Origin of the sequence: Perlucidibaca piscinae DSM 21586 (genome assembly GCF_000420045.1) — a bacterium.
GTDB classification, from domain to species: Bacteria; Pseudomonadota; Gammaproteobacteria; order Pseudomonadales; family Moraxellaceae; genus Perlucidibaca; species Perlucidibaca piscinae.
This window is the reverse complement of record NZ_ATUE01000009.1, coordinates 15877-36296: the sequence shown is the minus strand read 5'-3', so window position 1 is coordinate 36296 and position 20420 is coordinate 15877. Positions and strand designations below refer to the sequence as shown.

Below are 20420 nucleotides of genomic sequence, written 5' to 3'. Positions count from 1 at the left end.
TAGTCTTCCGACATGACAAACCAGTCCGCCTTGTCCTCACGCCTGACCTCATGCCTGACCTGGCTTGCACTGTTCGGTCTGATGCTGCTCGCCAGCAGCTCGCTGCCGGCGGCGGAAAAGCGTCTGGTGCTGTCTGCCGATGCGGAACGCGTGGCGCTCGGGCGCTGGCTCGACCACTTTGCCACGCTGGATGAGGACCTGATGCCCTCGGAGCTGCTGGGCAGAAACACCCCGGATACCCGAACACTCTGGCAGCCCCACCTTACCGACCGCATCAACCTCGGCTTCAGCGGCCAGACCTGGTGGTTCCGCCTTCGTCTGCACAACCCCGGCAAGGCAGAAGAACGTCTGCTGGAGTTCAGCCGCGCCACCCTCGGGCAGATCGGCCTCTATGCGCGCAACGCCGATGGAAACTGGCAGTGGCGCAAGGCCGGCACCAGCAATCAGGGCCGCAACGGCGATCCCGACCACCTGGGCTATGCCTTCCGGGTACACATCCCGCCGGGGGACTCCGAACTGCTGTTCCAGCTCAAGTCGGACTATGCCCTCAATACCGCCGTCACCCTGTCGACGCCAATGGCCAGCCTGAGTGCGGCACAGCGGCAGTCAAGCTGGCATGGCATGGCCCTGGGCATGACGCTGGCGCTGGCGGCCGCATTGCTGCTGCTCAACGGCGGCCGGCACTCCAGGAGCCTGCTCGCCAGCTTCACCCTGATCCAGCTGCTGGTGGTGATCAGCGCGCTCACCGATCGAGGCGTGCCCAGCACCTGGTGGCTGGACATTCCAACCATTCAGCACGGCCTCATGCAGCTGTGCATGATGCTGCTGCAGATGAGCATCGTCTGGTTCGTGCTGACCTTGCTCAGCGAGCGCAAGCTGCTGACGGCGTTCTGGCATCACGCCCTGCTGCTGACCCAGGCTGCGCTGGCCATCGCCCTCATGCTCAGCGTCGTGCTGGAGCGTCAGCATGCGCTGGCGCTGCTCACGCTGGTCTCCATGCTACCCGGCATCGTCATGGCCATGGCCTGCATTCCGGCCATACGTCAGTCCGGACAGGGCATCAACCTGATCTTCTGGGCCAGTGCCCTGCTGCTGGTGTCGCGCAATGCCCTGACGCTGTCGCTGACCGGACAGCTGCTGATTCCCTTCGAGCCTTATCAGTGGCTGCTGCCGTTCCACCTGCTGCACAGCTGCCTGCTGCTGCTGGCACTGTCACGCACTGACACCCGGGTCAGCGCCCCGGCAGCGACCATCGAGCCCCCTGCGGTGCGTCAGCCGGCAGACGAGGAGGTCCGCATCCGGACGGATGTTCCCGATATCGACAGCCAGAGCCTGCGCCTGCCCTTGCGCATCCTGCTGGTGGAGGACAACCCCTGGGTGCGTCAGGTCATTGTCGGCCTGCTGCGCAAGCAGGGCATAGACACGCTGACCGCCGAGAACGGCATGATTGCCTTGTCGCTGATGGAGCATGAGGCGCTGGACATGGTGCTGATGGACTGCGACCTGCCCGAGCTCGACGGGCTGTCCACCACCCAAGTCTGGCGTCAGCGCGAGCGCGAGCTGCACCGGCGGCCGCTGCCCATTCTCGCCGTGACCGCACACGTCTCGGACGAGCAGCGGGCCCAGGCGCTGGATGCCGGGATGAATGACTTCATTGCCAAGCCGGTGGACATGCGCACGCTGCGCAACGCCATCCTGACCTGGACAGGTTCCGCCACACGCGCCGCCAAGCGCTGACTCAGGCGATGGCGCGCGGCCCGTCGGGGTTGATGTCATTGCCCGGCAACGCCGTCATCAGCAGACAATGTGGCGCCACCAGCTCACGCAGGGGAATGTCGCTGCCACGCGCGAACAGGCGCAGCTTGAGACTGGCGAACGGAGTCATCTTGAGCACCCGGAGACCACCACCGGGTACCGCGTCGTTCATGGCCAGCCAGGGCTGCAGACGGGAGTTTCCGCCATCGCAAAGAACCTGAAGGCGGTAGCGCGCATTCACCAGCGTGGCCATCCAGCGATAGTTGTCGAGACGCGGGGCATCGACGGTGGGGCCCGGCCACCAGCGATCGAACTGGATCACCTCCTCTTCCAGCTGCAGCGTGGCGACGCTCAACGAGAGCGGCTCGGACTGCTGCCATTGCGCCGCCAGGGTCTGACCGATGCCGAGAAAGCTGACACCGGGACGGTCCGTGAAGTGCACGGCCTGCACCCAGGCCATGCCTGGCGTGGTCATGCGCCCCCAGGCCTGCCAGGTGCCGCCCTGGAAGCTGCCGGAAACGCCCAGCGCCTGGGCGGCAGCCTCGCCACGCCAGCTCATGGGCTGCCAGTGCACGCTGCCCAGAGGCCAGTCGAGCAGATGCGGTGCCTCTGCCGCCGACAGCGACTGCAGACGACAATTGCCCAGTCCCTCCGGCGTGAACAGCCGGCTTTGCACCTGCTGCTCGCGCTCGGCCAGGTAGCTGCCACTGCTCCAGTTGTGCTGCAGCACATCCCACTGTCCGTGCTGGCGCCACTGACGGCGATGCAGGCGAGACAGGCGCTCGCTGTCATGCACCAGCTCGCTGCGACGACCATTGCGCTGGAAGGTGGCCAGGGTCACTTCCATGGTTTGCGGCTGGCCCAGCACGCGACTGCAGGTCTGCTGACGCAGCCAGAAGGCCTGCCCGCTGTGCGGGTCAAGACCCCAGCGGACGTACTGATCGAAGCCGCCGGTCAGCACCGGCTCGCGCGGAATGAAGGCAGCAGAAGTCATAATCCAACCAGCAGAAACGGCAGCCGGCTCGATCAGGAGCCGGCATCACGGGCGTTGAGAACCGAAGTGTACTTCGAGACGCAGTGCAATAGCGGGTAATGTATCCCAGTCGCGCGCCCGCGTCTGCGTCAGTCGGGGCTCAACCTCGTAGAACAGCCAGTCGCGCCAGATGCGCTGACGGTAGCGCAGCCACAGGGAGCGGCTTTCGGTCTGCCACTCCGGCTTGGTAACCCCTTCCTGCCCGAGACCGGCCGACACCGCCGCATGATGGCTGAGCGTCTGGCTGATCAGGCCGCCACGAGACCAGAACAGCCCCTGGTCGCTGTCCTCTTCCTGGTGATCGAGGTTGTGATACAGGGTACCGGCACGCTTTGCGCTGAAGGCATGGGTGTAGTCGATCTCGTTGATCGCGCGCAGACGCTCGTCGACGCTGTAGCGCGCGCTCTGCGAAAAGCGGATGGCATCGTGCTCGCCCAGCGACCAGGTCTTGCGGAAGCGCGCGCGCACGAACAGGTCAGGACCGGAGCGCACCCCGGCATCGGTCTCGATCTGCAGGCGATCAAGGTTGTAGGCCAGCCAGCGCAAGGCCAGCGCCGACTCGTTGACAGTGGGAATGCCCTGCTCGCGGCTGGACTCCTGGGATTCGTCCTCGAACACCAGCGACAGGCGCTTGCTGATTCTCGGCAACCTGACCTTGGCACGCACACGCAAGGCCGGGGTGAGCTCGCCCTCCTCGTCGATCACCAGCTCGGTGATGGCCCGCATCGACACCTTGGCCTGGTCCTCGACGTCCGGATGACCGAACCAGTCATCCAGCCAGCGCACGGTGGATTGCGAGTGCAGGTCGACCAGACAGTGCGGGTAGTCGGCCCAGCCGAGGAAATCGCCCTTGGCATCCCGCTCGATGCAGGGCGGCTCTGCCGCAGCGTGCGCGCCGACAGCCGCCAGACACAAAGGAATCGCACGGACAGTTCCAGCCAGCCAGCCAGTCATGACAGCCCTCCGACACGGGTGCACGAGCACACGGTTTCAGGCTTGCACAACTGCGGCGCCGGCGTCGAGTGAGTTCTGTCGGTTGGTTGTCAGGATTTTGTCAAGAAAAAGCCCCTTGCGGGGCTCTTTCCTGACCATTCAGCGAGGCGCTCAGAAGCTCGCGGCATCCAGTGCCATGATGTCGTCTGAACCTGCCTTCACGGCGGCAACCCGGCTGTGCAGCTCAGGCAGCGTGCGACCGAAGAAGAAGCGCGCCACGGCGAGCTTGTCGGCGTGGAACGGCGTGTCACCGGCGGCCGCGGCACGGGCCATGAGCAGCCACATGTGCGCGTAGCAGAGCAGACCGAAGGCATGCAGGAAGTCCACCGAGCTGCCGCTGAGCTCGTTGGGACGCTCACGCACCACCGACAGGATCCACGCGGTTGCATCGGCAATCGCATCGGCAGCCGCGGCCGTGGCCTGCGCGAAGCCTGCGAGGGCAGGATTTCCGGCTGCCTCGGCAATCAGCGCACGCACCTCGGCGAGATAGGTCTCGATGAAGCGCCCGCCGTTGGCCGCCAGCTTGCGCGCAACGAGATCAAGCGCCTGGATGCCGTTGGCACCTTCATAGATCTGTGCGATACGGGTATCACGTACGAGCTGTTCCATGCCCCACTCGCGCACGTAGCCATGGCCGCCGAACACCTGCTGGGCCTCGACGCATGCGTCAAAGGCACGATCCGTGAGGAAGGCCTTGGCGACCGGGGTCATCAGGGCGACGATGTCATTGGCAGCGACGCGCTCGGCGTCATTCTCGCTGTACTTCGAGAGGTCAAGGTACTTGGAGACATACATGGCGAAACAGCGGCCGGCCTCGTTGTGGGCACGAACCTTGAGCAGCATGCGTCGCACGTCGGCGTGCACGAGGATGCTGTCTGCGGCCTTCTCGGGCTGCTGCGGTCCCTGGGCGGAGCGGCCCTGGATGCGGTCCTTGGCATAGGCGGCGGCATTCTGGTAGGCCACTTCCGAGGCACCGATGCCCTGCAGGCCCATGGACAGACGCTCGTAGTTCATCATCACGAACATGGCGGCCAGGCCCTTGTTGACCTCACCGACCAGCCAGCCGGTGGCGCCATCGAAGTTCATCACGCAGGTGGCCGAGCCCTTGATGCCCATCTTGTGCTCGATGTTGCCGGCAGACACGGCATTGCGGGCACCCAGCGAGCCGTCCTCGTTGACGAGGAACTTGGGCACCACGAACAGCGAGATGCCCTTGGATCCGGCCGGCGCATCCGGCAGCTTGGCAAGCACCAGGTGAACGATGTTGCTGGTCAGGTCGTGCTCGCCGCCGGTGATGAAGATCTTGGTCCCGGTGATCTGGAAGCTGCCGTCCGCCTGCGGCACGGCGCGGGTCTTCATGATGCCGAGGTCGGTGCCGCAATGCGGCTCGGTCAGACACATGGTGCCAGCCCATTCGCCCGAGTAGATCTTGGGCAGGTAGCGCTCGTTGAGTTCGGTGCTGGCGTGCTGCGACATGGCCAGGGCAGCACCAATGCCGAGCAGCGGGTAGAGCGCGAACGAGGGGTTGGCCGCGAACAGGATCTCTTCCGTCATCACCGTGACCATCTTGGGCATGCCCTGGCCACCCCAGCGCGGATCGGCACCAAGACCGATCCAGCCACCTTCGCCATACTGGGCAAAGGCTTCCTTGAAGCCGGCGGGCGTGGTCACCACGCCGTTGTTGAACTGGGCACCTTCCTCGTCGCCGGAGCGGTTGATCGGGAACACCACGTTCTCGTTGAACTTGGCGGCTTCCTCGAGGATGGCATCGACGGTGTCGCGATCCACATCCGCCAGGGCTGGCAGACGCGACCAGATGTCGCTGGCCTGGAAGACTTCGTCGAGGATGAAGCGCATGTCGCGCAGGGGAGCCTTGAAGACGGGCATGTCGATTCTCTCTGGGGCGGTCACTGCCGCCGGGTCAAGCCGTGGAAACCGGCGAAAACGGAATGTCGCAGACGGACAGAAGCCCGCATGCGCGGGCTCCGGTCCGTGTCACCTCAGTCGGATCAGAACGCGAAGGACTCGGCATCCATCTGCATGAGCACGTCGACACCGCCGTCGATGATATCGACGTGGCCCTTGGTGCGCGGCAGGATCTTCTTGAAGTAGAACTGAGCGGTCTTGATCTTGGCTTCGTAGAAGGCGGTGTTGCCTTCACCGGCGGCGATCTTGTCCTGGGCGACCTTCGCCATCCAGGCCCACAGATAGCCGAGCGTGACGTAGCCCGAGTACATCATGTAATCGACTGCGGCAGCACCGGCCTCGTTGGGGTTCTGCATGGCCTTCATGCCGATGCGCATCGTGAGATCGCCCCACTCCTTGTTGAGCGCGGACAGCGGACCGGTGAACTCGGCCATGGCGGCATTGCCAGCCTCGGCTTCGCAGAACTTGTGCACGATCTTGGTGAAGTTGCGCAGCATGGCACCCTGGGTCTGCAGCACCTTGCGGCCCAGCAGGTCCAGCGCCTGAATCTGCGTGGTGCCTTCGTACAGCAGGGCAATGCGGGTGTCACGGACGATCTGCTCCATGCCCCATTCGCGGATGAAGCCGTGGCCACCGTAGACCTGGACACCGTGGTTGGCGGACTCGTAGCCGACTTCGGTGAGGAAGGCCTTGGCGATCGGGGTCAGGAAGGACAGCAGCTCGTCAGCCTTCTTGCGAGCTTCTTCGTCAGTGGATCCCTGAACGATGTCGTTCTGGGTCGACAGCCAGTAGCAGAGCAGACGACCGCCTTCGGCAAAGGCCTTCTGGGTCATCAGCATCTGACGCACGGCCGGATGCACGATGATCGGATCGGCTTCCTTCTCGGGGTTGGCCGGACCGGTCAGGGCGCGCATGGCGAGACGGTCACGAGCGTATTCGAGGGCGCCCTGGAAGGAGCCTTCGGCAGCGGCCAAACCCTGCACGGCGGTGCCGATGCGGGCGGTGTTCATGAAGGTGAACATGCAGTTCAGGCCACGGTTGGGCGGGCCGATCAGGAAGCCCTTGGCGGCATCGAAGTTCATCACGCAGGTGGCCGAGGCCTTGATGCCCATCTTGTGCTCGATGGAGCCGCAGGCCACGGTGTTGCGCTCGCCACTGGGCATGAACTTGGGCACGATGAAGAGCGAAATGCCCTTGGTGCCCTTTGGCGCATCCGGCAGACGGGCCAGCACGATGTGCACGATGTTGTCGGCGAGGTCATGCTCACCGGCCGAGATGAAGATCTTGGTGCCGGTGATGGCGTAGGAGCCGTCAGCGTTGGGCTCGGCCTTGGTGCGGATGATGCCGAGGTCGGAGCCGGCATGCGGCTCGGTCAGGCACATGGTGCCGGTCCACTCGCCCGAGATCAGCTTGGTCAGGTAGACCTCCTTCTGCTCCGGCGTGCCATGTTCCTCAAGGGTGTTGATGGCACCGTGCGACAGACCCGGATACATGCCGAACGACCAGTTGGCGGTACCCATCATCTCGCTCATGGCGACGCCGACGGTGGGCGGAAGACCCTGGCCACCGTGTTCCGGTTCGGCAGCCAGTGCCCCGAAGCCGAGTTCGACATACTTGGCATAGGCTTCCTTGAAGCCCTTGGGCGTGGTCACCACACCGTTGTCGAAGGTGCAGCCCTCTTCATCACCCGAACGGTTGATCGGGGCCAGCTCGCCTTCACAGAACTGGGCGCCGGCTTCGACCACGCTGTCGATCAGCTCGCGGTTGGTATCGGCAAACTTCGGCAGCGAGGCATAGAGGGATTCGAGACCAAGTACGTCGTGCATGACGAACTGCATGTCGCGCTGCGGGGCCTTGTATTGAAATGCCATGTTGTCAAACCTCTGGTAAGTGTCCGGGCTATGCCCGGAATGTATGTTCCGTCTGACTGAGGGAGTCCGGACATCACGACAGTCACGCGACGGGCTCCGACAGAAGTGCTCGAGTTTAGTCAAAATCTGAACAGCAACACACTCTGGTTTGTGACTGGCCGTTCACGATTTGCGAAAACCCTGTAACGGTTTCCGGAGATCATGATGACAGGAGTTTTGTACAGTACAGCTGAACAAGCCCCGGTCAAGACGCTGCGGCCCAGGGCAGGTTGGTCAAGAATGCCGCCGCGGCTGCCGGTGACGGCGACTCCAGCACCGGGACAACCCCCAGACACGGCGCTTTCAAGCCCTGCGCCAGCGACGCGATGTTCTCGTCCAGCGCCAGCATGCCGGGATCACGCACATTCGCGACCCAGCCGGCCAGTTCCAGTCCGTCGCGGCGTATGGCCTCTGCCGTGAGAAACGCCGCATTCAGGCAGCCGAGACGAACACCAACCACCAGAACCACCGGCAGCTTGAGCGTGACCGCAATCGCCGACATGAACTCGATGTCATTCAGCGGCACCCGCCAGCCCCCTGCGCCCTCGATCAGGGTGAGCCCGGCGCGGCGCGACAGGCTGCCACGGCAGAAGCCGACGACCTGCGACACGGTTGGCCGCCGGCCGGCATGGCGCGCCGCCAGATGTGGCGAGCAGGCATCCGGCAACGCCACCGGATTGACCTCCTCGTAATACAGCGGGCGCAGACTGCTGGCCGCGTGCAGCGCGAGGGCATCGGCATTGCGCAATCCCTCTGCAGTACGCTCGCACCCTGCCGCCACCGGCTTCAGGCCCAGCGTCGACAGACCGCGTTCATTGGCCGCCTGCAACCAAGCCGTCGCCACCAGGGTCTTGCCGACATCGGTGTCGGTACCGGTAATGAAATACGCAGAGGTCATGCCCTGTTCATCCTGTCTGGTTCGTGCTGGCAGGCGCTCTCAGGCGTACCTGCCAGACGGTGTAGCGCAAGGGAATGCCGGCAGGTTCGCGGACGGCCTCGAGACCATCCCGCAGCTCAGCCAGGCGCTGGCGTCCGCCCAGGCCTTCAGGGCCGGCATGACGCGCGGTGATGCCCATGGCGCGCACGGCATCCAGCCAGTCATCCGGTTGCGGGTAATGGTCGGCATAGGTCACCACCCGCTCCTTCTCGATGACCGCGCACGCCATCGCCGCGTCGCGCCAGTCTGCCAGCGGCTGCAGGGCCGAGCCCTGCGTGGTATCCGCCGGGCGCCCGGGCAGGCTGCCCAATACCGGAATGGCCAGGCAGGCAGGTGCTGCCGGCTTGAGTACGCGCACGATTTCATTCAAGGCACGCGGCGGATCACAGGTCCAGTGCAGGGCAAAGCTGCTCGCCACGCCATCCAGCGCATGGCTGGCCAGCGGCAGCGCGAGGGCATCGGCACAGACAGGGAGTATGGCCGCGCCGGCATTGCCGTGCATCGCCATGCCCAGCATGCCGGGACTGAGGTCCAGTGCCAGCACCGTCTCCATGTCTGGCAGGCTGAGCAGGCGGCGGCCCAGCTGACCGGTGCCGGCGCCCAGATCCAGCCAGCACCCGGCACAGCGGATGTCCCCGGCCAGCCACGCCAGCAGCTCGTCGACACAGGACTGCTGGGCACCCGCCCAGGCGTCGTAGCGCGACGCCGCACGATCAAAGCGACGCTGCACGCGCGCCTGCCAGGTCATGGCCATGGTCAGCATGCCAGCGCCAGACGCTCGCGACAGAAGTCACGGAACGCTGCCAGGAACAGCGCCGGCTGCGCCAGGAACGGCGCATGCCCGCTGCCCTCGATGACCGCCAGCGACAGCGTCGGCTGCAGGGCCTTGAGGGCGTCGCCGGCAGCCGCCGGCACCAGGTAGTCGGTGGCGCCGAGAATCAGCTGCACCGGTTGCTGCAGCGTCGCAAGCTCATGGCGCAGGTCCAGCGCCGCCAGCAGATCCAGCCCCTCGCGCAGCGCCCTGGGCGCAGGCAGCCCCTGCAGGTAGACGATCTCCTGCAGAAAGCGGATGTCTTCCTTCATGCGCTCGGAGCCACGGCACTGCAGCGCGAGAAAGCGGAACAGGGTGCCGTCGCCATCCTCGGCGAAAAGCTCGCTGAACTGGCGAAAGACCGCGGCCGGCATGGCACAGGGCCAGTCCTCGCGCTGCAGGAAGCAGGCATTGGTGGCGACCAGCGCCAGCGCCGACACACGCTGGGGCGCCTGCGCGGCGACCGCCAGCGCCAGTTCGCCACCCAGCGACCAGCCCATCCACACGGCGCGAGCCGGCGCCACCGCGAGCAGACGCCGCACCAGGTCATCACGCTGCAGGCCCTGACGCGGCAGCGGGCTGCGACCCATGCCGGGCAGGTCGATGACGGTGACCTGGAAGTGCTCGAGCAAATCCGGCACGACCGGATCCCAGACCACCGAGTGCAGGCCCCAGCCATGCAGCAGCACCAGCTCCGGCGCTGCGGCTCCGGCCGGACCGGTGCAGGCATAGGTGTCGTGGTAAAGGGTCAGGGAATCGGCGTGCGTCACGCAACATCCTCCAGGCAGGCATGGGCTGGCGCCAGCTGCGCCATGGCATCGAGCAGTGCGTCGACATCAGCATCGGTGTGCGTTGCGGTCAGCGTCAGACGCAGGCGTGCGGTACCGGCGGGCACGGTGGGGGGACGGATTGCCGCGACCCAGATGGCGCGCTCCGCGAGGGCCTGGCTGACCGCCAGCGCGCGCTCGGCAGAGCCCAGCAGCACCGGCTGGATGGGGGTGTCGCTGGCCATCAGCGTCCAGCCCTGGGCCAGCAGACCGGCACGCAGGCGCTGCACCAGATTCTGCAGATGCTGGCGTCGCCAGTCCTCGTCGCGCACCAGTTGCAGTGCAGTCAGCGTGGTCATGGCCAGCGCCGGCGGCAAGGCGGTGGTGTAGATGCCCGGCCGCGCCAGCTGCTGCAGCGCCGCAAGCAATGCGCGCGGCCCGGCCACGAAGGCACCGTAGACACCAAAGGCCTTGCCCAAGGTGCCGACGCGCAGAGGCACGGCATCCGCCGCCAGCCCGAAGTGGCTGACGCTGCCGCGCCCCTGCTCGCCAAGCACGCCGAAGGCATGGGCCTCGTCCAGCACCAGCAAGGCTTCGTGCGTCTGTGCCAGCCGCAACAGGTCGGGCAACGGCGCGATGTCGCCATCCATGCTGAACACGCCATCACTGACGACAAGACGGCGGCGCGCCGGCGTGCGGTGCAGACGTGCCTGCAGATCATCCACGTCAGCATGACGGTAGCGCTGGTGCGCGGCACCCGACGCCAGGCCGCCATCCAGCAGCGAGGCATGGTTGAGACGATCCTGGAAGATCGCGTCGTCACGTCCGGCCAGGCCCTGCAGGACGCCGAGATTGGCCAGGTAGCCATTGCCGAACAGCAGCACCAACTCGACACCCAGCCAGTCCGCCAAGGCTTCGGCAAGGGCATCATGGGCGTGGTGATGCCCGCACACCAGCGCCGACGCGCCGGCACCCACGCCGGTATCGGCAACCGCCTGCTGCAGGGCGCTGCGCAAGCGCGCATCTGCAGCGAGGCCGAGGTAGTCGTTGCTGCAGAAGTTCAGCAGCCAGCGCCCGTCACGCAGCACCCGGGCCCCCTGCGGCGACGCCAGGGTCTGGTAACGGCGCAGCAGGCCGGCAGCCGTGCGCTCGGCGATGACGGCGTCGGCCCACTGTGCCCAGGCGGATGGCAGACTCATGTGCAGTCCGGTCGCGTCAGCCGGCCGTGGCCATGGCATCACGCCACAGCGAGGCAGGACGGTTGACCGGCGCAGCCGCAAGCGTCGGCTCGAACACCGTCTGCTCCTCGCGCGGATGGATGCCGAGACGCTGGAACAGGCGACGGTCGGCCTCGGCCTCGGGGTTTGCCGTGGTCAGCAGCTTCTCGCCATAGAAGATGGAGTTGGCACCGGCGAGGAAGCACAGCGCCTGCAGCGACTCGGGCATCTGCTCGCGACCGGCGGACAGACGCACCATGCTGCGCGGCATCAGGATGCGGGCGACCGCGATGGTGCGCACGAACTCGAAGGGATCCAGGTCGTCGACCTCGCCCAGCGGTGTGCCGGCAATCTTCACCAGCTGGTTGATCGGCACCGAGTCCGGGTGCGCCGGCAGCGTGGCCAGCTGGGTGAGCAGGCCGACGCGATCCTCGCGTGACTCGCCAAGACCGACGATGCCACCGGCACAGACCTTCATGCCGGCATCACGCACATGCGCCAGCGTGTCCAGACGGTCCTGGTAGCTGCGCGTGGTGATGATCTGGTTGTAGTGCTCGGGGCTGGTGTCGAGGTTGTGGTTGTAATAGTCCAGACCGGCCTCGGCGAGCTGCTGCGCCTGGCCGCCGTCGAGCATGCCCAGCGTCATGCACGTCTCCAGGCCCAGCGCCTTCACGCGCTTCACCATCTCCAGCACGTAGGGCATGTCCTTTTCGCGCGGGCTGCGCCAGGCCGCGCCCATGCAGAAGCGCGAGGCGCCCTTTTCCCTAGCGTTCCTGGCTTCCTCGACTACCTTCTCTATAGCGAGCAGCTTTTCCTTGTCGAGGCCGGTGTCGTAGTGCCCGGACTGCGAACAGTACTTGCAGTCCTCGGGGCAGGCGCCGGTCTTGATCGACAGCAGCGTGCTGACCTGCACGGCATTGGCATCGAAATGCTGGCGATGCACCTGCTGGGCCCGGAACAGCAGGTCATTGAAGGGCAACTCGAAGAGGGCGCGCACTTCCGGGCGCGTCCAGTCGGTACGCACCACGCCGGAGAACTGGGACATGGACAGGCATCCTGCAGAAAGACCGGCACCGCGCCGGCAATGGCCGATTCTGGCGAGGCTGGCACGCTATCGTCAACTCATGATCAAGGCCATGGTTGACAATGTTCGAGCCAGCCACTGCCTTCTTTGTGGCGGACGCTGCCTGGATCGCTGCCTGTGCCCGGCCTGCCTGAATGATCTGCCCTGGCTGGACGACAGCTGCCGCCGCTGCGCCCTGCCCCTGCCTGAACATGAAGAGACACCCGTGAACACGCGCTGCTGCGGCGAGTGCCAGCGCGATCCGCCACCCTGGCAGGCGGCCGCCGTGTTTCGCTACGAGTTTCCGGTCGATGCCCTGATCGCCGCCTTCAAGTACCAGGGCCGGCTGACGCTTGCCGATGCACTGGGAGAGCTGCTGGCCGCGCGCCTGCCGCCCGACTGGCAGGACAGCCTGGTCGTGCCGGTGCCGGTGCACACGCAACGCCTGCGTGAACGTGGCTACAACCAGGCGGCACTGCTGGCACGCGACGTGGCCACCCGTCAGCACATGCGTTACCAGCCCGACAGCCTGCAGCGCCGGCGCGTCACGGCAATGCAGAAAACCTTGTCGCCGGCGCAACGCGAAGCCAACCTGGCCGATGCCTTCAGCTGGCAGGGCCCGCCATTGCAGGGATGCAACGTGCTTGTCATCGACGACGTGTTGACTACCGGAGCCACCCTGTCGGCGCTTGCTCGCGTGCTCACGGAGGCCGGCGCAGGCGAGGTCCGGGCGCTGGTTGTGGCGCGCACGCTGCCGCCTTGAGCCACGACCTATTTCTTTGTCCGGGGATGCTCAGGCGGGTGGCTGCCGCGCGCAAGGCATTGCTAGAATGCGGTCACCACTCGGGAGATGTTCTCGCCATGCTGATGGCCTTCACCCTCAACAAGGGTTTGCTCGAACCCGTGGCCATCAATGCCGCCGAAGACCTGGTCCAGGACATTCTCTGGGTTGACCTGATCAACCCCACGGACGAGGAACGCGAATGGGTGCGCACGGCCTACCGGCAGGAGCTGCCAAGCATCGACGATCTCTACGAGATCGAGGCGACCTCGCGCTTCTACGAAAATGATGACGGCCTGCACATCAGCTCCTACTTCCTGAACTACGCCGACCAGACCTCGGCCAACATCTCGGCCGCCTTCGTGTTCAACGGCGATCGCCTGTTCACCCTGCGCGAGGAGGAGCTGGCCGCCTTCCGCCTGTTCCGCCTGCGCGCGCGCAAAGGTCTGGTCAACGTCAGCAATCCGAAGTCCATCCTGATCGGCCTGTTCGAGACCAAGGTGGAGAACCTCGCCGACATGATCGAGCGCGTCGCCGCCGATCTCGAGGTCACCAGCAGCCAGGTGCTCGGCAATGCCGAGACCGACGACATGGAGTCGCTGCTGACCGAGATCGCGCAACAGGAAGACATCATCGGCAAGGTGCGTATCTCCATGGTCGACCTGCAGCGCATGCTCTACCTGCTGCTGCGCTCGGGCATGCTCAACGCCGAGCTCAGCGAACGCCTGCGCGACATCATCCGCGACTCCGAGTCCCTGATCGCGCACACCTCGTTCCTGTTCGACAAGATCAAGTTCCTGCTCGACACCACGCTCGGCTTCATCAACGTCAACCAGAACAAGATCATCAAGATCTTCTCGGTGGCCTCGGTGGTGTTCCTGCCGCCGACCATGATCGCCAGCATCTACGGCATGAACTTCCGTTTCATGCCAGAGCTCGACTGGTCCGGCGGCTACCCCTTCGCCATCGGCCTGATGGTGCTGTCGGCGGTGACGCCCTTCCTCTACTTCAAGCGCCGCAACTGGTTATGAGCCGCCTCGCCAACAACCCGGAATTGTTGGCGCTGGATGCCCTGATCGACCGCGCTGGCGCCCATGTCATGTGCGACGTGGTCACCCATGTCGACGCCGACGGTCACCGCCTGCCGGTCTGGTGCCTGTCGCTGGGCAACCGCAGCCCCAGCGTGCCGGCCGTGGGCTTCTTTGGCGGCGTGCATGGCGTCGAGCGCATCGGCAGCCAGGTGCTGATCGCCTACCTCAGTCACCTGGTCGAGCGCCTGTCGTGGGACGCCACGCTGCACGAGCAGCTGCGCCGCATCCGCCTGGTGTTCATGCCCATCGTCAATCCCGGCGGCTTTCTCAAGGGCACGCGGGCCAATCCGGCCGGTGTCGACCTGATGCGCCATGCCGACATCGATGCCGAGGTGGAGGCGCCCTGGCCACTCGGCGGCCAGCGCCTGAGCCCTGCCCTGCCCTGGTACCGGGGCCCCGCCGGCGGCGTGTTGCAGCCGGAAGCGGAGGCGCTGTACCGGGTGGTGCGTCAGCGCCTGTTCAGCCACCGCGTGGCCATCAGCATCGACTGCCATTCCGGCTTCGGTTTCCGTGACCGCCTGTGGTTTCCCTATGCCGGCCGCAAGACGCCGCTGGCCCATCTGGCCGAGATCTGGTCTCTGCGCGACCTGTTCCAGCGCACCTACCCCAACCACAGCTTCTACCTGATGGAACCGCAGTGCCTGAGCTACACCACGCACGGCGACCTCTGGGACTTTCTCTATGAGGAGGCGCGCGAGCAGGGACATCCGCCCTTCCTGCCGCTGACCCTGGAGATGGGCTCCTGGCTGTGGATGAAGAAGAACCCGCGTCAGCTGCTCGACCCGCTCGGCCTGTTCAATCCGCTGCTGCCGCATCGCCACGAGCGCGTGCTGCGTCGCCACATGACGCTGTTTGATTTCCTGCAGCAGGCAGCCGTGTCCTGGGAGCGCTGGCAACCCGTGGGCGCCCGCCGCGCAGCGGCTCAGGAAGCGGCCATGTCGGCCTGGTTCTCACCGACCAGCTGAGCCGACGCCGGCACGTTCGCGCACATCTGCACATCCATCTCCCCGCCTTCGGGCAGCACCACGAAGCGACCCGGCTCGACATGATGCGCATGCAGGGCCGCGAGCAGCTCACGCTCCGGGGCATCCACCGGCTCATCGGTGAGCTGGAAGGTGTTGAAGTGAATGCCCAGTGTCTGCCGTGCCCCCAGATCGCGATGAGCGCGCACGGCATCGTCAGGATTCATGTGCACCGGCGCCATGAACCAGCGAGGCTCGTAGGCGCCAATCGGCAACAGTGCCAGCCTGGGCGTGCCGAGACGCTCGCGAATGGCGGCAAAGTGCGGGCCGTAACCGGTATCACCGGCAAAGAATGCGGTACCGCCGGAGCAGGTCACGGCCAGTCCGCCCCAGAGTGTGCGGTCACGATCACGCGCGCCCCGCCCCGAGAAATGCTGCGCCGGCACGAAATGCAGCTGCAGGTCGCCCAGGCTCACGGACTCCCACCAGTCGCACTCGGCTACGCGCGTGATGCCGTTGGCACGCAGCAGCGAGCCCACGCCCAGCCCGGTGACGATCAGCGGCTGGTCACGCCGCGAGATCCAGATCAGGGTGCGGATGTCGAGATGATCGTAGTGGTCATGACTGAGGAGCACGGCATGGATGGGTGGCAGATGGGGCAGCGCCACGCCCGGCCGGCAGACGCGCCGCGGACCGGCCATGCTGAGCGGACTGCAGCGGGTCGACCAGACCGGATCGGTAAGCAGGTTCCAGGGACCGATCTGCAGCAGCACGGTGGCATGGTTGACGAAGGTCACCCGCCAGTCCTGCAGCGACTCGCTCAGCCGCACCTGCGGCCGTGCATCCAGACCGTCCGAACGCCATTGCGGCCAGGGCGCCGGCTGCCGGGTCGCCATCCAGCGCAGGGCCGCCTTCACGCCATGTCCGGTATGCGTGCCGGGATTGCGGAAGTGGTGACCATCCCAATGGTCATTGCCGGGGCGCGCCACCTGCGGACGCGCCAGCAGCCCCTGGGTCACGCGCATGCTGCGCAGCAGGGCTTCAGCGGGATTGGACGGGCGCGACATGGGCAGCCTCCTCGGCCTCGGACAACACAGGCACCGGTGCGCGACCGGCAATCAGCAGATACACCGCCGGCACCACATAGAGCGTGAACAGCGTGCCCACGGTCATGCCGCCGACGATCACCCAGCCGATGGGCTGACGTGCCTCGGCACCGGCTCCGCTGGCGAGTGCCAGCGGCAGCGCGCCCAGCACCATGGTGGCCGCCGTCATCAGGATAGGACGCAGACGCTGCACGGCAGCTTCACGCACCGCCACCAGCGCGTTCTCGCCACGCGCGCGCAGCTGGTTGGCGAACTCGACAATGAGGATGCCGTGCTTGGTGATGAGACCGACCAGGGTGACCAGACCGATCTGGCTGTACACGTTGAGCGAGCCGCCCGTGAACGTGAGCGCCAGCAGCGCCCCCAGCATGGCCAGCGGCACGGTGAACAGGATCACCAGCGGGTGGCGGAAGCTCTCGAACTGCGCGGCCAGGAGCAGGAAGATGAACACCAGCGCAAGACCGAAGGTCAGCGCCAGCGTGCCGCTGGCAGCCAGGAACTCGCGCGTGGGCCCGCTCCAGTCCGTGCTCACCCGCGGGTTGCCGAGCTCACGCGCGGCCTGCTCCATGAACGCCACGGCCTCGCCCTGCGAGTAGCCTGGCGCGAGATTGGCCGTCAGGGTGGCGCTGCGCAGCTTGTTGAAATGCCCCAGCGAGGACGGGCTGATGCTCTCCTCGACCGACACCACGTTGGCCAGCGGCACCATCTCGCCGGAACGGGCACGCACGAACAGGTCGGCCAGCTGGCCGGGCTCGGCGCGCTGGGCATCCTCGATCTGCACCAGCACGTCGTACTGGTTGCCGTCGAGCTTGAAGGTGGTGACGGCGCGACCGCCCAGGTAGGACTCCAGGACCCGGGCGATGTCTGACACCGCAATGCCCAGCAGCGCCGCCTTGTCGCGATCCGGACGCACCGAGAGCTGCGGCTTGTTGAGCTTGAGGTCACTGCTGACATTGACCAGGCCGGGGTTGTCGGCAGCACGATCCATCAGGGCATTCAGGGTGTCGCTGAGCTCATCGTAGCCGGCCGAGGTCTGCACCACGAACTCGACCGGACTGCTGCGGTTGCTCTGCCCCAGTGACGGCGGCAGGATGGGCGCGACCTGCAGGCCGGGTACCTCGGACAGGCGCGCCCCCAGAGCCGGCGCCATCTCCTGGGTCTTGCGCTCGCGCTCGTCCCAGGGCACGAAGCGGTTGAAGCTCATGAAGCGCGACTCGTCCGGGAAGCCGCGCACCATGAAGGTGGAACGCCACTCCGGCACGGTGCGGATGATGCCCTCGACCTGACCGGCATAGCGCGCGACATACTCGGGCGTGGCACCTTCCGGTGCCGAGCCGGCGGCAATGATGATGCCGCGATCCTCGATGGGCGACAGCTCGCTGGGCAGGCTGGTGTAGACCACGCCGGACAGGCCCAGCAGGGCCAGCGCCACGCCCGCGACCAGACCCTGCCGTGGCAGCACCCGATCCAGCGCGCGACGGTAGGCGGCCGAGAGACCGTCCAGAAAACGCTCGATGGCCTGCGACCAGGCCGGTGGCTGCGCGTGGACCGGTTTCAGCACCCGCGATGCCATCATCGGCGACAGGGTCAGCGCGCAGAAGCCCGACACCAGAACCGCCGCCGCCAGGGTCAGCGCGAACTCGGTGAACAGCTTGCCGGTGCGTCCGGTGGTGAAGGCCAGCGGCGCGAACACGGCCACCAGCGTCAGCGTCATGGCAATCACCGCGAAGGCGATCTCGCGTATGCCCTTGATCGCCGCCTGCAGCGGCGCCAAGCCCTCCTCGATGTGCCGGTAGATGTTCTCCAGCACCACGATGGCATCGTCCACCACCAGACCGATGGCAAGCACGAAGGCGAGCAGCGTCAGGGTGTTGAGCGAGAAGCCGAAGGCCTGCATGAAGACCATGGCGCCGAGCAGGGAGACCGGAATGGTCAGCAGCGGAATCAGGGTCGCGCGCGCGCTGCGCAGGAACAGGAAGATCACCAGCACCACCAGCACGGTGGCCTCGATGAGGGTGCTGGCGACGCTTTGAATGGACTCCTCGATGAACACCGAGGAGTCGTAGGCCAGGGTCAGGTTCATGCCCTCGGGCAGCTGCGCGATGATGTCGGGAATCGCGGCGCGCACGCCCTTGGACACCTCCAGCGGATTCGCGGTCGACAGCTTGATGACGCCGAGACCGACACCATCCTGGCCGTTGTAGCGCGTGGCGCGGCGTTCGTCGGCAGCGCCGAGCGCGATGCGCGCGACATCGCCCAGGCGCACCAGATAGCCGCCGCTGTCACGCAGAATGATGCCGGCGAACTGCTCCGGGGTGTTGAGGTCGGTTTCCGCCAGCACGGTGAACTCGCGCTCCGCACCCTCGACCCGCCCCGAGGGCACCTCGAGGTTCTGCGCCCGCAACGCGGTCTCGACATCGGCAGGCGTCAGCGCGAGGGCCGCCAGACGTGGCGCATCCAGCCAGATGCGCATGGCCGGCCGGCGCTCGCCGTTGATACGGATGTCGGAAACCCCGGCAATGCTCTGCAGGCGATCCTTGATCTGGCGTTCGGCAACCTGGCTGATGGCCAGCGGACTGTGCCGCGTCGACGACAGCGCCAGCCACATGATGGGCTGGGCATCCGCCTCGGCCTTGCTGATGCGTGGCTCGTCGACCTCTTCCGGCAGGCGCTGGCGCACCCGGGCGACCCGGTCACGGACATCGCTGGAGGCGCTGTCGATGTCGCGCTCCGGATTGAAGGTCAGGGTGATCTGGCTGCTTTCCTGGCGGCTGGTCGAGGTCATGAAGTCGATGCCCTCGATGCCGGACAGGGAGTCCTCCAGCACCTTGGTGACCGTCGACTCGATGATGGCGGCGCTGGCGCCCCGGTAGTCGGTCTGCACCGTCACCACCGGCGTGTCGATGTTGGGGTACTCGCGCACGGTAAGGCGATCCCAGGCCATCACGCCGGCCAGCATCACCAGCAGGTTGAGCACCGTCGCCAGCACGGGCCGACGTACGCAGAGCTCACCCAGGGTCATGGCATGACGTCCGCGCCACCGGCCGGGAACGGTATCGGACGCACCGGCTGTGACGGCTTGTTGAGCTTGTTCTGACCGGAGACCACCACCTGGGCCGCAAGCGCCAGGGCATCGCCGATCTCGGTCAGGCCGTCAACGCGCAACCCGGGCTGCACGGCCACAGCTGTCGCGACATTCTTCTCGCCAAGCACGAACACCACCTGGTGGCCGCCCATGGGCACCACCGCCTGATCCGGCACCACGCGCACCCGCACGGGTGCCGAGGTGGCCAGACTGATGCGGGCCGTCATGCCCGGCTGCAGACGACCACCCGGGTTGTCGATGAGCACGCGCAGCCGCAGGGCTCGCGACCCGGCATCGAGCGCCGGCTCCATGGCCGCGACGCGACCGGTCACTGCCGCCTCCGGCAGTGCCGCAATCGTGGCGCTCACCACCTGACCGACACGGACGTCACCGGCACGACTCTCCGGTACCGGCACATCCAGCTTCATGGGCTGCAGGGCCGTCAGCGAGAACAGGTCCTGGCCCGGCTGCACGACCTCGCCGGGACTGAACAGGCGCAGACCGGCAACACCGTCAAAGGGGGCCAGGATACGGGTTTTTGCCAGTACCGCGCGGGCACGCGCCAGGGCTGCCTGCTGCATCGCAAGCTGGGCCTGCAGACGCTCGAGCTCATGCCGGGCGATCAGATCCGCAGGCAGGGCCGTGGCCCGGCGCAGCTCGGACCGTGCCAGCGCGAGCGCCGCCTCGACCGACGCCATGTCGGCACGCGCCTGGGCGTCATCAAGCTGAACCAGCAGCTGGCCGCGACGCACCGGCTGGCCCTCGCGGAAACCCAGTGACACCACACGGGCACTGATCTCCGGACGCACCATCAGGCTTTCGTTGGCGCGCAGGGTACCGATGGCGGACAGCGTGGTCGCACGCTCGATCTCGCGCACGCCGGTCACTTCGACGGTCGGCAGCGGACGCGCCTTGGCCGGTGCCGGCTCATCGGCACAGGCCGCCAGCAGCACCCCGGCCATCCCCGCCATCACTCCCCGTGC

General features: G+C 66.4%; 16 protein-coding genes. 4 read left to right on the top strand and 12 right to left on the bottom strand.

Annotated features, from left to right (window positions below):
• The first annotated feature begins 12 nt into the window (after positions 1-12).
• Positions 13-1737: a response regulator gene (locus F595_RS0110830; RefSeq protein WP_084683020.1), complete on the top strand. Its 1725-nt coding sequence runs from the start codon at positions 13-15 to the stop codon at positions 1735-1737.
• Position 1738: 1 nt separating this feature from the next.
• On the opposite strand, the gene F595_RS0110825 is transcribed toward F595_RS0110830, so the two are convergent.
• From F595_RS0110825 to bioB, 9 genes are all read right to left on the bottom strand, one after another.
• A complete protein-coding gene (locus tag F595_RS0110825; RefSeq protein ID WP_022956895.1) occupies positions 1739-2749 on the bottom strand; it encodes a hypothetical protein in 1011 nt (336 codons plus the stop codon).
• A gap of 45 nt (positions 2750-2794) precedes the next feature.
• Positions 2795-3742, bottom strand: coding sequence for a hypothetical protein (locus tag F595_RS0110820; protein WP_156873869.1), 948 nt, complete (start codon positions 3740-3742; stop codon positions 2795-2797).
• Positions 3743-3892: 150 nt separating this feature from the next.
• Entirely contained in the window at positions 3893-5668 is a 1776-nt protein-coding gene (locus tag F595_RS0110815; RefSeq protein ID WP_022956893.1) for an acyl-CoA dehydrogenase C-terminal domain-containing protein, read from the bottom strand.
• Positions 5669-5790: 122 nt separating this feature from the next.
• Positions 5791-7578, bottom strand: coding sequence for an acyl-CoA dehydrogenase C-terminal domain-containing protein (locus F595_RS0110810; protein ID WP_022956892.1), 1788 nt, complete (start codon positions 7576-7578; stop codon positions 5791-5793).
• A 244-nt stretch (positions 7579-7822) separates the two neighbouring features.
• Positions 7823-8515 (bottom strand): dethiobiotin synthase, encoded by a 693-nt coding sequence (bioD, locus tag F595_RS0110805; RefSeq protein WP_022956891.1) that lies wholly within the window; start codon positions 8513-8515, stop codon positions 7823-7825.
• 7 nt (positions 8516-8522) lie between these two features.
• A complete protein-coding gene (locus F595_RS14290; RefSeq protein WP_022956890.1) occupies positions 8523-9317 on the bottom strand; it encodes a methyltransferase domain-containing protein in 795 nt (264 codons plus the stop codon).
• Entirely contained in the window at positions 9311-10135 is an 825-nt protein-coding gene (bioH, locus tag F595_RS0110795) for a pimeloyl-ACP methyl ester esterase BioH (RefSeq protein ID WP_022956889.1), read from the bottom strand. The genes F595_RS14290 and bioH overlap by 7 nt, the downstream gene beginning before the upstream one ends.
• On the bottom strand, positions 10132-11331 hold the full coding sequence (gene bioF, locus F595_RS0110790) for an 8-amino-7-oxononanoate synthase (RefSeq protein WP_022956888.1): 1200 nt from the start codon (positions 11329-11331) through the stop codon (positions 10132-10134). Before bioF ends, bioH begins: the two co-directional genes overlap by 4 nt.
• Positions 11332-11347: 16 nt before the next feature.
• Positions 11348-12394 (bottom strand): biotin synthase BioB, encoded by a 1047-nt coding sequence (bioB, locus tag F595_RS13850; RefSeq protein WP_022956887.1) that lies wholly within the window; start codon positions 12392-12394, stop codon positions 11348-11350.
• Here bioB and F595_RS0110780 point away from each other — a divergent pair.
• The 3 genes from F595_RS0110780 to F595_RS0110770 all read left to right on the top strand — a co-directional run bounded on the left by F595_RS0110780 (position 12393) and on the right by F595_RS0110770 (position 15249).
• Positions 12393-13175 carry a ComF family protein gene (locus F595_RS0110780; RefSeq protein WP_022956886.1) on the top strand — a complete coding sequence of 261 codons (783 nt, stop codon included), beginning with the start codon at positions 12393-12395 and terminating at the stop codon, positions 13173-13175. The genes bioB and F595_RS0110780 overlap by 2 nt on opposite strands.
• Positions 13176-13273: 98 nt before the next feature.
• Positions 13274-14224: a magnesium/cobalt transporter CorA gene (gene corA / locus F595_RS0110775; protein ID WP_022956885.1), complete on the top strand. Its 951-nt coding sequence runs from the start codon at positions 13274-13276 to the stop codon at positions 14222-14224.
• Complete coding sequence (locus tag F595_RS0110770; protein ID WP_022956884.1) at positions 14221-15249, top strand: M14 family zinc carboxypeptidase; 1029 nt, start codon at positions 14221-14223, stop codon at positions 15247-15249. Before corA ends, F595_RS0110770 begins: the two co-directional genes overlap by 4 nt.
• On the opposite strand, the gene F595_RS13845 is transcribed toward F595_RS0110770, so the two are convergent.
• The 3 genes from F595_RS13845 to F595_RS13840 are packed head-to-tail and all read right to left on the bottom strand — an operon-like array spanning position 15207 to position 20399.
• On the bottom strand, positions 15207-16313 hold the full coding sequence (locus F595_RS13845) for an MBL fold metallo-hydrolase (RefSeq protein ID WP_022956883.1): 1107 nt from the start codon (positions 16311-16313) through the stop codon (positions 15207-15209). The genes F595_RS0110770 and F595_RS13845 overlap by 43 nt on opposite strands.
• The gene (locus F595_RS0110760; protein WP_022956882.1) at positions 16288-19374 is read right to left on the bottom strand and encodes an efflux RND transporter permease subunit; all 3087 of its coding nucleotides are present in this window, start codon (positions 19372-19374) and stop codon (positions 16288-16290) included. Before F595_RS0110760 ends, F595_RS13845 begins: the two co-directional genes overlap by 26 nt.
• Positions 19371-20399 (bottom strand): efflux RND transporter periplasmic adaptor subunit, encoded by a 1029-nt coding sequence (locus F595_RS13840; protein WP_022956881.1) that lies wholly within the window; start codon positions 20397-20399, stop codon positions 19371-19373. The genes F595_RS0110760 and F595_RS13840 overlap by 4 nt, the downstream gene beginning before the upstream one ends.
• Positions 20400-20420: the final 21 nt, after the last annotated feature.